10 protein-coding genes are annotated in these 13,796 nt (G+C 70.6%); 7 read left to right on the top strand and 3 right to left on the bottom strand.

Annotation, left to right across the window (positions count from 1 at the left end):
* Nucleotides 1-179: 179 nt before the first annotated feature.
* The 4 genes from ABZ915_RS06990 (at nt 180) to ABZ915_RS06975 (ending at nt 3,821) form a co-directional block, all read left to right on the top strand.
* Nucleotides 180-407: a ferredoxin gene (locus ABZ915_RS06990; protein ID WP_361797060.1), complete on the top strand. Its 228-nt coding sequence runs from the start codon at nt 180-182 to the stop codon at nt 405-407.
* Nucleotides 404-1,798: an FAD/NAD(P)-binding oxidoreductase gene (locus ABZ915_RS06985; protein WP_361797057.1), complete on the top strand. Its 1,395-nt coding sequence runs from the start codon at nt 404-406 to the stop codon at nt 1,796-1,798. Before ABZ915_RS06990 ends, ABZ915_RS06985 begins: the two co-directional genes overlap by 4 nt.
* 13 nt (nt 1,799-1,811) lie before the next feature.
* Nucleotides 1,812-3,032, top strand: a complete 1,221-nt coding sequence (locus ABZ915_RS06980) for a cytochrome P450 (protein WP_361797054.1) — start codon at nt 1,812-1,814, stop codon at nt 3,030-3,032.
* Nucleotides 3,033-3,125: 93 nt separating this feature from the next.
* Nucleotides 3,126-3,821, top strand: a complete 696-nt coding sequence (locus ABZ915_RS06975) for a DUF899 family protein (RefSeq protein ID WP_361797051.1) — start codon at nt 3,126-3,128, stop codon at nt 3,819-3,821.
* Nucleotides 3,822-3,838: 17 nt separating this feature from the next.
* Here ABZ915_RS06975 and ABZ915_RS06970 read toward each other — a convergent pair whose 3' ends face one another.
* Both ABZ915_RS06970 and ABZ915_RS06965 read right to left on the bottom strand, forming a co-directional pair.
* Nucleotides 3,839-6,379, bottom strand: coding sequence for a GH92 family glycosyl hydrolase (locus tag ABZ915_RS06970; protein ID WP_361797047.1), 2,541 nt, complete (start codon nt 6,377-6,379; stop codon nt 3,839-3,841).
* Nucleotides 6,380-6,526: 147 nt separating this feature from the next.
* On the bottom strand, nt 6,527-7,585 hold the full coding sequence (locus tag ABZ915_RS06965; RefSeq protein ID WP_361797044.1) for a zinc-dependent alcohol dehydrogenase family protein: 1,059 nt from the start codon (nt 7,583-7,585) through the stop codon (nt 6,527-6,529).
* Nucleotides 7,586-7,764: 179 nt separating this feature from the next.
* Between ABZ915_RS06965 and ABZ915_RS06960 the strand changes: the two genes are divergently transcribed.
* The 3 genes from ABZ915_RS06960 (at nt 7,765) to ABZ915_RS06950 (ending at nt 11,625) form a co-directional block, all read left to right on the top strand.
* Entirely contained in the window at nt 7,765-9,963 is a 2,199-nt protein-coding gene (locus ABZ915_RS06960) for an FUSC family protein (RefSeq protein ID WP_361797041.1), read from the top strand.
* Nucleotides 9,964-10,064: 101 nt separating this feature from the next.
* Nucleotides 10,065-10,577, top strand: coding sequence for a VOC family protein (locus tag ABZ915_RS06955; protein ID WP_361797038.1), 513 nt, complete (start codon nt 10,065-10,067; stop codon nt 10,575-10,577).
* A gap of 94 nt (nt 10,578-10,671) precedes the next feature.
* Entirely contained in the window at nt 10,672-11,625 is a 954-nt protein-coding gene (locus tag ABZ915_RS06950) for an NADP-dependent oxidoreductase (RefSeq protein ID WP_361797035.1), read from the top strand.
* Nucleotides 11,626-11,825: 200 nt separating this feature from the next.
* Here the strand turns inward: ABZ915_RS06950 and ABZ915_RS06945 are convergent, their stop codons facing one another.
* Complete coding sequence (locus ABZ915_RS06945) at nt 11,826-13,787, bottom strand: TIGR03960 family B12-binding radical SAM protein (protein WP_361797032.1); 1,962 nt, start codon at nt 13,785-13,787, stop codon at nt 11,826-11,828.
* Nucleotides 13,788-13,796 lie beyond the last annotated feature (9 nt).

The raw sequence follows: 13,796 nt of genomic DNA, 5'->3' as shown, positions 1-13,796 counted from the left end.
TTCCCCGGGTGCGGGTGATGTTCGCGCGGGATACGCTTTTGACGTCGAGGTCAGGTTCTATGGGCGGTATTTCCGGGCGTTATTGCAGACGCCGGTCGCCCAGTTCGCGACGATCAATTATTCCTGCGGAGACCCGACGTTTTCAGGGTCCGCAGCTCGCAGTCCCTGTGGAGGTCGGGATGAGAGTTGTCGTTGATCTTTCCCGATGTGAAGGCTACGCGCAGTGCGCGTTCCTGGCTCCGGACGCGTTCCGGATGCACGGCGAAGAAGCGCTGATGTACGACCCGAACCCCGACGACGCCCAGCGCGACCGGGTACTGCGCGCCGCGGCGGCCTGCCCGGTCCAGGCGATTCTGGTCGACCAACTGGAGGGACGGGGCGTACCGGTGGAGGCGTCGACGTCATGACCAGCGCCGACACGCTGCGAGCGTTCAAGCGCGACGGCCGCATCGTGGTCGTCGGGGCGTCACTGGCGGGACTCCGGGCCGCGGAGGCCCTGCGCAATGAGGGTTTCACCGGGTCGCTGACCATGATCGGTGACGAGTCGGGCGAACCCTACGACCGGCCTCCCCTGTCCAAGCAGGTCCTGACCGGGTGGGTCCCGGCCGGCGGCACCATGCTGCCGCGACGCCGTGACATCGACGCGGAGTGGCTGCTGGGCGTGCCCGCCGCCGGGCTGGACCTGGCGGCCAACAACGTGCGTCTCGCCGACGGACGCGAGGTTCCCTTCGACCGGGTGCTGATCTCCACCGGGGTACGGGCCCGGCCCTGGTTCGTCGAGTCCGAGGCGGCCCTGGACGGCGTATTCGTCGTCCGTACGCGCGAACACGCCGAGAGCCTTCAGCGAGCCCTCGCCGCCGGGCCCTCCCGCGTGCTGGTCATCGGTGCGGGATTCACCGGGTCCGAGATCGCCTCCATCTGCCGCGAGCGGGACATCCCGGTGACCGTCGCCGAACTCGCGCCGGCCCCGCTGGTCGGGGCGCTAGGCGCCATGATCGGTGAGATCGCGGCGGACATGCAGCGCGCTCACGGCGTCGACCTGCGCTGCGGCGTCAAGGTCACCCGGCTGGAGGGCGACGCGCAGGGGCACTTCCGCCGGGCCCACTTCGACGACGGCAGCACGGTCGACGCCGACGTGGCGGTGGTGGCGCTCGGAGGCATCCGCAACACCGAATGGCTGCGGGGCTCGGGACTGGCGGCGGGTGTCTGGGGCATCGCCTGCGACACGGGCTGCCGCGCCCTCACCCTCGACGGCCTGGTCACCGACGACGTCTTCGTCGCCGGGGACGTGGCGCGCTGCCCGAACCCGGTCTACGAGTACCGGCTCATCTCGCTGGAGCACTGGGCCAACGCCGTGGAGCAGGCCGAGGTCGCCGCGCACAACATGGTCAGCGGCCAGGCGGACCGCTGGCCCCACCTGTCCATCCCCCTGTTCTGGTCGATCCAGTTCGGCGTCAACATCAAGTCCGTCGGGGTGCCGACCTTCGCCGACGAGGTGGTCGTCAGCCAGGGGTCGGTGTCCGACCGCCGTTTCGTCGCCGCGTACGGCTATCAGGGCCGTGTCACCGCGGCGGTGAGCTTCAACAACGCGAAGTGGCTGGACCACTACCGGCGGCTGATCGAGACGGCCGCACCCTTCCCGCCGCCCTGCCCCACGCCCGACCAGCCCGTCGACATGAAGCCGGTGCCCGTCGACTTCCCCGGCCCCGTCCTGCTCGCCCAGGGCGCCACCGTGGTCGTCACCGGGCACGACCCGGGTGAGCGGCGGGTCACGGCCGCGCAGCAGCACCACCGGTAGGAGGGAAATCGAGATGACCACGACCCAGACACCCGACACCCTCCACCGGATCCTCGACTACTCCTCCCGGCCCGACCCGTACCCGCTGTACGCCGAGTTGCGCGAGACGCCGGTGGCCCGGCAGGAGGACGGCAGCTACGTCGTCAGCACCTACCGCGAGCTCGCGGACCTGCTGCACGACCCGCACCTGAGCTCCGACGTCCGCAATCTGGCGCATCCGATGCCCTCGCACGAGGGGGAGAGCACGCCGGCGTTCATCAACCTCGACCCGCCCGAGCACGACCGCCTGCGACGCATGGCGATGCGCCACTTCGGCCCCCCGCACACCCCGGGGCTGGTGGCCGGCATGGACGACGACCTGACCGCCGTCGTCAACAGCCTGATCGACGGCCTCGCGGGCAAGGAGCAGATCGACATCGTCGACGACTTCGCCTACCCGTTCCCCGTCACGGTGATCTGCCACCTGCTCGGCGTGCCGCGCGAGGACGAACCGCGGTTCCATCTGTGGGTGGACGCCCTCGTCAACGCGATCGACTACAACCCCAAGACCGACCCGAAGGAGAAACTGGAGAGCGGGCTACAGGCCCGCAAGGACCTGCGGCAGTACCTCGGCGGACTGCTGGAGCAACGCCACGGCCGACCGGGCGAGGACCTGCTGACCAGGCTGGCCAACGACGACGGGCCGGACGGGCGGATGACCGACGACGAGATCATCGCCACCGCCAACCTGCTGCTGGTCGCCGGCCACGAGACCACCGTCAACCTCATCACCAACGGCATGCTGACGCTGCTGCGCAACCCGCAGGTGCTCCAGCGGCTGCGCGACGAACCGGGCCTGGCCGTCCCGCTGGTGGAGGAACTGCTGCGCTACGAGCCCCCCGTGCACATCATTCCCTGGCGGGCGGCGTACAGCGACATCACCGTCGCCGACACCGTCATCCCCAAGGGCTCGCAGATCATGCTGATGCTGGCCTCGGGCAGCCGTGATCCCGACCGCTTCCACGATCCCGACCGCTTCGACCCCGACCGGCGCGACAACCAGCACCTCGGCTTCGGCAGCGGCATCCATCTGTGCTTCGGCGGCCCCCTGGCCCGGCGGGAGACCCAGATCGCCCTGACCGAGCTGGTACGCCGCCTCGACCGACCCCGGCTGGTCACCGACCCGCCGCCGTACCGGCGCAGCCCCGTCCTTCGCGGTCCGATCCATCTGCACATCGAGCAGAACACCGGTTGACGCGACAGGGACCGATGAGTTCCGGAACCCCGTGGGGTCTACCTCCGCAGAAGCGAAAGCCGCGCAGCCGCGCCCGAGCTCTGTGAGGGGACCATGACCACCCACGCACTGCCACCCGTCGTCGACGCAGCGACCTGGAACCGCCGGCTCGAGGCACTCCGTGCCCGGGAGAAGGCCGTCACGCGGGAACTCGACGCCGTGGCCGCCGAGCGTCGTCGCCTGCCGATGGTCGAGATGCCCGAGTACACCCTCGAAGGTGAGGACGGCCCCGTCCGGCTGGCGGACGTCTTCGAAGGCAAGAGGCAACTGATCGTCTACAACCACATGTGGTTCGCCGGCAAGGAATGGCAGTGCCCCGGCTGCACGGGGTTCACCTCGCAGTTCACCCGCCTGGAGTTCCTGGACGACTACGACGCACGGTTCGTCGTCGTCACCCAGGGCCCGATCGAGGAGGCACTCGCCTACAAGCGGCGGGTCGGCAACCGGATGGCGTGGTACTCGACCGCCGACAGCTCGTTCGGGGCCGACGTCGGCGCACCGCCCGACGGAGGATTCGCGGTCAACGTGTTCCTGCGCGACGGCGACACCGTCCATCGCACCTGGCACACCAACGGCCGGGGTACCGAGCAGCTCAGTCACACCTTCGCGCTGATCGACGTCCTGCCGTACGGACGGCAGGAGGAATGGCAGGACTCACCCGAGGACTGGCCCCAGTCGCCCACCTACAGCCGCTGGGCGACGTCCAAGGACATCGCCGCGCTCTACGGCCCGGGCTCCGACGGCAGCTGAGGCAGTGTGCGCGGCGCTCAGCCCGAAGACGGCATCCATCGGGCACGCTCGCGCCGACGGTGGCTGTGCGCGTGGCACCTGCTGGGATGGTGGGGTCGGCATCGGCTGGGGTGACGGTGGCATCGTCCGGCGTGGCAGCCTCGCGGTGCACAGTGGTGTCGGGGCTGCGAAGTGACCGTTGGCCGCCGGGTGCCGGAGCGGAGCGGAGTCCGGCCAGGGTGTGGGCTGGTGGGGGACGACGTCGGCCCACCCTGGAAGGACGGCGGGGCGTCACTTCGCGCGGCGCCCCATGTCGTATCGGGGGTGTCGCCGAGCGTGTAGTCGAGGGTGCCGCCATGACGTACGAACGACTCCGGGAGCCAGGCCCTGGAGGATGTGACGCCGTCGACCTTCAAGCCATGCACATAGAGTGTGTCCGCGTCCGCACCGGGCGCGTTGATCCTCATCGACCGGCCGCCGTCACGGTGCACGGTGACGGCCGGGAACAGGGGGCTGGCCAGCACCAGTTCGGCCCGGCCCGGCACCTGTGGATACATGCCGAGTGCCGACCAGACGTACCAGGACGACAGGGTGCCCAGGTCGTCGTTGCCCACCTCGCCGTCGGGGCCGGGGCCCCACAGGGTGTTGACGGCGCGGCGGACCACGTTCTGGGTGCGGTAGGGGGCGCCCGCGTAGACGTACGTCCAGGGAGAGTTCAGGGACGGTTCGTTGCCGAGGAAGGCGTGCGGCGCGTCCGGCCCGGCGTCGAGTTCGGTGAAGAACTCGTCGAGTCGCGGGATCACCTTGCCGTTGCCGCCCATCGCCGTGAACAGCCCGGCGAGGTCGTACGGCACCATCCACTGGTACTGGGCGGCGTTGCCCTCGACGTAACCGTTGCCGTCGGCCGGGTCGAACGGCGACCTGAAGGAGCCGTCGCGGCCACGTGGCTGGATCCAGGAGGTGGCGGGGTTGAACAGGTTCCGCCAGTGCTGTGCCCGCTTCATGAACGTCGTCCGGGTCCCGGTGTCGCCGAGCCGTCCGGCCAGTGCCGCTATCCCGAAGTCGGCGGTGGTGTACTCCAGGGTGGTCGACACATCGTCGGGCAGGTATCCGAGTGACAGGTAGTCGGCGAGACCGGGCCGCTCGACGTAACGGGCGCCGGCCTTCTGGATGGTGGTCGCGCCCTTGACCATGGACGCCAGGGCTGCCTGGGCGTCGAAGTCGGTGGCGCCGAAGGCGTACACGCCGGCGAGGATCGAGTGGTACGGGTCGCCGTTCATGACGCCCGTGAAGTCGTTGTCGACCGACCACCGGTCCCACACGTCGCCGGCCTGGTGCGCCTGGTTGTACATGGACTGGGCGATGTCCGAGGCCACGTCCGGTGCGAGGAGGGCGAGCAGCTGCGCCTCGGAGCGGTATATGTCCCAGCCGGAGAAGTCGGCGTACTGGTGGTGGCCCTCGCGGACCTTGTGGATCCGGCCGTCGAAGCCGATGTACCGGCCGGTCACGTCGTCGAAGACGGTGGGCTGGAGGAGTGAGTGGTAGAGGGCCGTGTAGAAGGTTGTCCGCTGGGTGTCGGTGCCGCCGGCGACCTCGATCTGGTGCAGCCGGGCGTTCCACTGCGTCCGGGTCTTCTCAGCGACGGTGTCGAACGACGCCGAGCCCTGCTCCCGCGCCGCGTTCTCGGCGGCGCCGGCGATGCTCACATACGACAGGCCGACCTTGACGCCCACGGTCCGTGACCGGGCGGTGTCGAAGGTGACGTAGGCCCCTGAGCCGGCCCCTGAGACACGGCTCCTGCCACCGGTGCCACCGGGCGAGACGGTGGCGTTGTGCCATGTGCCGACAGAGGCGAAGGGCCGGTCGAAGGTGGCCGAGAAGTACACGCGGTAACGGTTGTGGCTACCGCAGAAGCCGCCACTGGTGACATAGCCGGTGATGGTGCGGCGGGCCTTGTCCACGGTCGCTCGGGCGTCGGACGCGCCACCCGTGGAGCCGGAGACATCGACGAGGAGGGATGCCGTACGGCCGGCGGGGTAGGTGAAGCGGCCGGCGCCGGACCGCTGGGTCGCGGTCAGTTCGACCTTCGTACCGGAGGCGAGCGTGACACCGTAGGAGCCGGGCCGGGCCGACTCGGCGTCGTGCGAGAAGCCGTCCAGATAGGTGTCGGGCGCGATGGCCGGCGACTTGGTCACCGCGCCCACATGGGGCATGAAGGGCAGGTCCTGCGCGGCTGCGCAGCCGGCGCCGGAAAGGTGGGTCAGGCTGAAGCCACGGATCTCATGATCGGTGTAGGCGTAGCCGCCGGGCTGGGGAGTGTGGGTGTCCGGGCTCCACTGGACCATGCCGAAGGGGGCGTCGGCACCAGGGAAGGTGTTGCCTCCGTCGTAGCCGGTGCGGCCGGTCTTCTTCGTGCCGACGAACGGGTTGACGTACTGGGTGAGGTCCTGCGGGATGCCGCCGGCACCGTCTTCGGTCGCAGCCCGGACGGGGGCCGTGGCAGCGGTCGGTATTCCGGCGGTGACGGCTATGACCAGGAGTAACCGGCTCCATCGCCACGACTTCGTCAGCAGTGGCATAGGAAGCCTCCTTCACCGGCTCAGCCCATCGGCCACCCCGTCACCAGGAGTATCCATCGGGTGAGCTGTGAGTGAGCAGGTGAATGAGGCAAACGAGGCATGGGGCTTGGGGTGAGTGGGAGAGCCGGCGGTCAGCGGGACCGCTTCCTACCGGTCGTCCTTGTCCCGGCCGTCTTCGAAGACGAAGAGCGGCTTGGCGTCACGTGCGGGTGTCTCGGCGAGCGCGATGGCCTCGGGGAAGCGTTCGAGCGGGAACGGCCGGCCCCGGGGGATGCTCAGTACTTCGTCGGCGACGAGCCTGCGGACCTGGGACAGCGCGTGCAGCGCATCCTCAGGTGAGGTGGTGCCGAACCAGCGGTTCAGCCAGAAGCCACGGACCACCTTGGTCTCGTAGATCACCGAGCGTGCCTGAAGCGGGATCGTCAGCGCCGCCGGATCAGTCTGCCGATGGGTGGAGAGCGCGCCGTAGACCACGAGCTCTCCCCCCGGAGCCAATGCCTGGGACACCTGGGCACCCACGGGTCCCGCGACACAGTCGATGGCCTTGCGCACGCCGGCCGGTCCCGCTGTCTCGGCCACACGCCGCAACAGGTCCTCGTCCTCGGTGCAGACGACCTCGTCACCACCGAGCGCCTTGATCTCCTCGACGGCACCACGTCGCCGCACGACATTGATCGTGCGCATACCCAGATGCCTGGACAGCTGGATGACGAGCCGGCCGACGGTGGAGCCCGCCGCCGTCTGCAACAGCCATTCACCCGGCTGTACGTCGAGTTCGCGCGTCACCAGGAGCAGCGCGGTCAACGGGTTGACGGCGAGTTGACAGGCGCTGGAGTCGCTCAGCCGGTCGGGAACCGGCAGAAGCCTTCGCGTGTCGGCGACGAGGTACTCCTGCCAGGTGCCGGCCACAGCGGGCCCGGGTACCGCCGGGATCGCGGCGGCCACCACGCGCTCGCCGACCTTCGGTCCCTCGGTGTCCGGGCCCAGGGCCTCGACACGGCCCACGCATTCCATGTGCCCCCCGACAGCGGGAAACCCGGGGGAGAAACCGTAGCGGCCGCGCAGCACGTGCAGATCACTGGCGTGGATCGGAGTCGCCTTCACACGGATCAACGCCTGACCGGCTTCCGGCGTGGGAACGGGCCGGGATTCCAGCCGCAGGACATCGGTCGGCTCGCCGACCTTCCCGGCTACGAGCGCGCGCATGGATCGAGGCATGAGTGACCTTCGCCCAGGGAGATGCCATCGCCCTCTCCACCCACATTGCCCCTGCGTACACCGCCTCGCATCCGGTGGCCGGGCTTACCCGCCCGGCCTAGCGTGAGCGGGAGGCGGACGATTCTCCGCGCGATCGACTCTCCGCACGATCGACGAGGAGGCCGCGGGTGCCCCGTCGCGGTGGGCTGGAATGGCTGCGGGCCCGTGATCCGGGCCTGCGGGCGGTGCGGCGTGCGGCGCGGGTGGCGCTCGTGGCGTGCACGGGGTTCTACGCGGCGCGCTACGGCCTGGGGAACCATGTCGCGGCGATCTACGCGCTGTTCGGCGCGATCGCCACCGGCGGCATGTCCTTCGTCCCGGGTACGCCGCGTGAGCGCGCCCGCACGCTGCTGGCGGTGCTGCCGGTAGCGGCCGCGCTGGTCGCCCTGGGCACCATGCTCGGGGTGCACTCGTGGACGGCGGCCCTCGGAATGTTCGGGGTGGGCTTCCTGGTGACGTACGCGGGGGTGGGCGCGCCCCGACTGGGTGGGCTGGCGGGCGGCCTCCAGGCGTTCTACATCCTGGCGTGCTTCCCGCCGTACGCCCCCGCGACGCTGGGGTCGCGCCTGGCCGGGCTGGCGACCGGGATCGTGCTGATGGCGGCGGCGGAGATGTGGCTGCTGCCGGATCCCCCGCCCGGACGGTACACGGACCGGCTGGCGCGCGCCGCGGCGCTGGCGTCCAGGGCGCTGCGGGCGCTCGCGGCCGAGCCGCGGTCACCACCGTCCGCCGGCCCGGAGCAACTGACAGCGGCGTCGCAGGAGCTACGGCTGAGCCGGGTGCCGGACGACGAGCGCCCGACGTCGGCGTCGGCGCGGGACCGGGCGCTGTGCCAAGGCGCCGCCTACATGGTTCATCTGCTGGGCCAGACCCGGCAGTTGACGCAGGACGCCCGCGACACCCCCGGCACCCGCGACCCCGCGGCGGCCCGGCTGCTGCAAGCGTCGGCCACGGCATGCCACGACATCGCACTCGGGCTGTCCGGCCGGGGCCCGGCGCCTTCCGACGCCCCGTACACGTCCGCCGCGGCGGACTTCGAGGCCCGCCGCGTCCGCCTGCCGACGTGGTCCCCCAACAGCGCGGCCGTGGTGCGCGGCGGCGCGATCGCCCTGGACATCGCGCACACCGGAACCTTCCTCATCACGGCGGTACGCATCGCGCTCGGCGCCCCCGTCCCCGCGGACACCACGCCGCCCGCGCAGCGGCCGGGCCCCTTCTGGTACGCGGGGCGTCCCACGCTCTCGCTCTACGCGAGCCGCCTGCGGGCCCACCTCACGCCCCGGTCGGTGTACTTCCAGAACGCCGTCCGGATCGCGCTGGCCCTAACAGCCGCCCGGCTGATCGTGGGCGAGCTCGACCTGACCCACGGCCTGTGGGCACTGCTGGCCACCATCACCGTGATGGGGACCAGCGCCACGGGCACCCGTACCGCGCTGTGGCCGGCATTCAGCGGCACCCTCGCGGGCGCCGCCGTGGTGGCCGTGATGCTGTACTCCGTGGCCGACCACGTGGTGGTGTACGCGGTCGTGTTGCCGCCCCTGTATCTCCTGGCGTTCTCCGCGGGGACCGTGCTCGGCATGGGCTGGGGCCAGGCCTTCTCCACGATCGCGGCGGCCGCCGCCTTCGCCCAGCTCGGTCCCGCCATGCCGGGGCTGGCCGCCGTCCGGTTCACGGACGTCGTGATCGGCGGCCTCACCGGCGCCCTGGCCGGGCTGCTGGCCTGGCCGCAGGGCGGCGCCGGGGAGCTGCGGCGGGCCTGCTCGCGGCAGCTGGACCAGAGCACCCGGGCCGTCACCGAGATCATCGGCACCATCACCGGAGCCGGTACGGCCGGCGACGCGCTGGCCCGGACCCGCCGCGCCCAGGTGGCCGCGGAGGCGAGCTACGCGCAGTACGCCACCGAGCGCGGTGACCCGGACCCGGCGCACCCCGCCGACGAGGACTGGATGGCGATCCTGCTCGCCGGGAACCGGGTGATCACCATGGGGCAGAGCCTGGCCGACCACTGCTCCCCGGGCGCGCTGGCGGCCTGGCCGCCCAGCGCCGCGCACCTGCGCGACGCCGCCCACCGCCTCCGGCTGACCGCGCTGCCGCTGATGTACGACCTGCGCTCCAGGAAGCCACGCCCCACGCCCGCCGAGCCCCCGGCCCCGAACGCGCCGACGGACCGCACCGTCATCGCCGACGTGTTCGCCGCCTCGGGCACCCGGGCGCCCGACCCACTGCTGTACTACGCCGTCGACGCCGCCATCTGGCTGACAGGCCTGCAAGGCGTGATCACAGCGATCCGCCGCACCACGGACGCCCGGACAGCGGCGCCGGGTTGACCACCGCCAGGAGTGCCTGGCCGGGATCCATCGATGAGTTCCGCCGGCTGGGCCGGTCCACCAGGAGGTACGCCATCGAGCCACCGACTGGAGACCCCGCCATGACCAATCCCGCACACCCCGGCCGCATGCTGTTCGTGAACATCCCCGTGGCGGACCTCGAGCGCAGCAAGGCGTTCTTCGCCAAGCTCGGGTTCAGCTTCAACCCGATGTTCACCGACGAGACCGCCACCTGCATGCTGGTCGGCGAGCACGCCTTCGTCATGCTGCTCAGCCGCGAGAAGTTCGCGGAGTTCGCGAAACTGCCGATGGCCGATCCCACCACGCACACGCTGGCGCTGTACTGCTTCAGCGTGTCGTCCCGCGACGAGGTCGACACGGTCAGCGCCGCCGCGCTCGCGGCGGGCGGCTCCGAGGCGGATGACGCCGAGGACCACGGCTTCATGTACTCACGCAGCTTCTTCGACCTCGACGGCCACGGCTGGCAGGTCATGTGGATGGACCCGGCGGCGGCGCAGCAGGGCCCCGAGGCGTTCGCGGCCTCCACGCAGGACGCCGACGGGACGGCTGAGCAGCATCCCGACCGGCGGAGTGCGGCGGCAAAGATCCCTTGAACGGGCGATGATCGGCATTCGTCGTACCTGTGATGCTGGACGCGACGGCCTGGCCACCGGCAGGACACCGCCCATCATCAGGAGTGATCGCCTCATGAACACGATGCGCGCAGTCCGCGGACACCGGCGCGGGGGCCCCGAACAGCTGGTCCACGAGACCGCGGCGCGTCCCGAGCCCGGCTCCGGCGACGTCGTCGTCGCGGTACTGGCCGCCTCCATCACCACCGGAGAACTCTCTTGGGACGCCACCTGGACCGACAGCTTCGACGGATCCGGGCAGGACCGGACGCCCGTCATCCCCGCACACGAGGTGTCCGGCGTCGTGGTCGAACAGGGGGCGGGCGTCACGGCTCCCGCCGTGGGTGCCGAGGTGTACGGACTCATCCCGTTTCTGCGTGACGGAGCCGCCGCCGAGTACGTCGCCGCGCCGGCCCGAATCCTCGCCGCCAAGCCGGACGGGCTGGACCACCAGAGCGCGGCGGCCGTCCCCCTGGCGGCGCTCACGGCATGGCAGGGACTGGTCGACCAGGCCCACCTGGAGCCAGGCCAGCATGTCCTCGTCCACGGCGGCGCCGGAGGCGTCGGCTCGTTCGCCGTACAGATCGCCGCCGCGCTGGGCGCGACGGTCACCGCGACCGCCGCGGCCCGCGACACCGAGTTCGTCGCGGGCCTCGGCGCCCAGAACGTCATCGACTACGCGGGCGGCCGGTTCGACGACCAGGTGAACGACGTGGACGTCGTGTTCGACACGGTGGGCGGCGACACCCAGACCCGCTCCTGGGGCGTTCTGCGCCCGGCCGGCGTCCTTGTCAGCATCGTCGCACCCCCCGACCCCGGCGCGGCCCAGGACCCTGCCACACACGGAGTGTTCTTCGTCGTCGAGCCGGACCGCGACGGACTCGACTCCATCAGCGAGCTGATCACGAGCGGACGGCTGAGCCCGCAGATCGACCGGGTCGTTCCCCTCGAGCAGACCCGCGCCGCGTACGAGGCGCTTGAGCAGGAGCACCGGCGCGGCAAGATCGTCATCCACGTCGCGGACGGATAGCCGACCGCGGCCCCGCAGCCATACACCGTGGCGCCGTGGAGCGGCCTTTCTGACCGTAGCCCTGCCGCGCCATCGAACACCAAAGCCGGCGGCGCCGACGGACGAGAGCTCGAAGCACCGGCCGCGGACAACGCCGCAGCCACCTCCTCCGCACTCACCCCGCCGGCGCCTCAACCACCCGATCGAGTGCCCCGCTCACCTCAGTGCGCGTGACCACTCGAAGCCGGCGTCGGACCAGCGTTCTTGACCGTCAGAGGCAGCAACTTCTTGCCGGTCGGGCCGATTTGAATGGACGTGTCCATCTGCGGGCAGACCCCGCAGTCGAAGCACGGTGTCCAGCGGCAGTCCTCGACCTCGGTTTCGTCGAGGGAGTCCTGCCAGTCCTCCCAGAGCCAGTCCTTGTCGAGGCCGGAGTCGAGGTGGTCCCAGGGGAGGACCTCTTCGTAGGTGCGCTCGCGGGTGGTGTACCAGTCGACGTCCACGCCGTAGGGGGCGAGGGCCTTGTCGGCGCAGGCCATCCAGCGGTCGTAGGAGAAGTGCTCGCGCCAGCCGTCGAAGCGGCCGCCGTCGTCGTAGACGGCGCGGATGACGGCGCCGATGCGGCGGTCGCCGCGGGACAGGAGGCCCTCGATGATGCCGGGCTTGCCGTCGTGGTAGCGGAAACCGATCGAGCGGCCGTACTTCTTGTCGCCGCGGATCTTGTCGCGGAGCTTTTCGAGGCGGGCGTCAGTCTCCTCGGCGGAGAGCTGCGGGGCCCACTGGAAGGGGGTGTGGGGCTTGGGGACGAAGCCGCCGATCGAGACCGTGCAGCGGATGTCGTTCGAGCGCGAGACCTCGCGGCCCTTCGCGATGACCTTCGTCGCCATGTCGGCGATCTGGAGGACGTCGTCGTCGGTCTCCGTGGGCAGGCCGCACATGAAGTACAGCTTCACCTGGCGCCAGCCGTTGCCGTAGGCCGTGGAGACCGTGCGGATGAGGTCGTCCTCCGAGACCATCTTGTTGATGACCTTGCGGATGCGTTCCGAGCCGCCCTCGGGGGCGAAGGTGAGGCCCGAGCGGCGGCCGTTGCGGGTCAGCTCGTTCGCCAGGTCGATGTTGAAGGCGTCCACGCGGGTGGAGGGGAGGGAGAGGCCGATCTTGTCTTCCTCGTAGCGGTCGGCCAGGCCCTTGGCGATGTCACCGATCTCCGAGTGGTCCGCGGAGGACAGGGAGAGGAGGCCCACCTCCTCGAAGCCCGTCGCCTTCAGCCCCTTGTCGACCATGTCGCCGATGCCGGTGATCGAGCGCTCGCGCACCGGGCGGGTGATCATGCCCGCCTGGCAGAAGCGGCAGCCACGCGTGCAGCCGCGGAAGATCTCCACCGACATGCGCTCGTGGACCGTCTCCGCGAGCGGGACGAGGGGCTGCTTGGGGTACGGCCACTCGTCCAGGTCCATGACCGTGTGCTTCGAGACGCGCCACGGCACGCCCGACTTGTTGGGCACCACTCGGGCGATACGGCCGTCGGGGAGGTACTCGACGTCGTAGAACGCCGGGATGTACACCCCGCCGGTCTTCGCCAGGCGGAAGAGGACCTCCTCGCGGCCGCCGGGGCGGCCCTCCGCCTTCCACTCCTTGATGATCCGCGTCATGTCGAGCACGGCCTGCTCGCCGTCGCCGATGACCGCCGCGTCGATGAAGTCAGCGATGGGCTCCGGGTTGAAGGCCGCGTGGCCGCCGGCCAGGACGATCGGGTCGTCGATCGTGCGGTCCTTGGACTCCAGGGGGATCCCGGCCAGGTCCAGGGCCGTGAGCATGTTGGTGTAGCCCAGCTCCGTGGAGAAGCTGAGGCCGAAGACGTCGAAGGCCTTCACCGGGCGGTGGCCGTCCACCGTGAACTGCGGGACGCCGTGCTCCCGCATCAGCGCCTCCAGGTCCGGCCACACGCTGTACGTGCGCTCGGCGAGGACGCCCTCCTGCTCGTTGAGCACCTCGTAGAGGATCATGACGCCCTGGTTGGGCAGACCGACCTCGTACGCGTCCGGGTACATGAGCGCCCAGCGGACGTCACAGCTGTCCCACGGCTTGACGGTCGAGTTGAGCTCGCCGCCTACGTACTGGATCGGCTTCTGCACATGCGGGAGCAGGGCCTCGAGCTGTGGGAAGACCGACTCGACAGACATCGCGGGGGT

The organism is Streptomyces sp. NPDC046915, assembly GCF_040644935.1.
Lineage (GTDB): Bacteria > Actinomycetota > Actinomycetes > Streptomycetales > Streptomycetaceae > Streptomyces.
Note: the sequence above shows the minus strand (reverse complement) of the source record. Positions and strands in the feature narration are given on the sequence as shown.

Bases quoted from the DNA above. Each gene is read 5' to 3' on its own strand.
- ABZ915_RS06980 (WP_361797054.1), top strand. From the start codon at position 1,812: ATGACCACGACCCAGACACCCGACACCCTCCACCGGATCCTCGACTAC.
- ABZ915_RS06975 (WP_361797051.1), top strand. From the start codon at position 3,126: ATGACCACCCACGCACTGCCACCCGTCGTCGACGCAGCGACCTGGAAC.
- ABZ915_RS06955 (WP_361797038.1), top strand. From the start codon at position 10,065: ATGACCAATCCCGCACACCCCGGCCGCATGCTGTTCGTGAACATCCCC.
- ABZ915_RS06950 (WP_361797035.1), top strand. From the start codon at position 10,672: ATGAACACGATGCGCGCAGTCCGCGGACACCGGCGCGGGGGCCCCGAA.
- ABZ915_RS06945 (WP_361797032.1), bottom strand. From the start codon at position 13,787: ATGTCTGTCGAGTCGGTCTTCCCACAGCTCGAGGCCCTGCTCCCGCAT.
- ABZ915_RS06970 (WP_361797047.1), bottom strand. From the start codon at position 6,379: ATGCCACTGCTGACGAAGTCGTGGCGATGGAGCCGGTTACTCCTGGTC.
- ABZ915_RS06965 (WP_361797044.1), bottom strand. From the start codon at position 7,585: ATGCGCGCGCTCGTAGCCGGGAAGGTCGGCGAGCCGACCGATGTCCTG.
- ABZ915_RS06985 (WP_361797057.1), top strand. From the start codon at position 404: ATGACCAGCGCCGACACGCTGCGAGCGTTCAAGCGCGACGGCCGCATC.
- ABZ915_RS06990 (WP_361797060.1), top strand. From the start codon at position 180: ATGAGAGTTGTCGTTGATCTTTCCCGATGTGAAGGCTACGCGCAGTGC.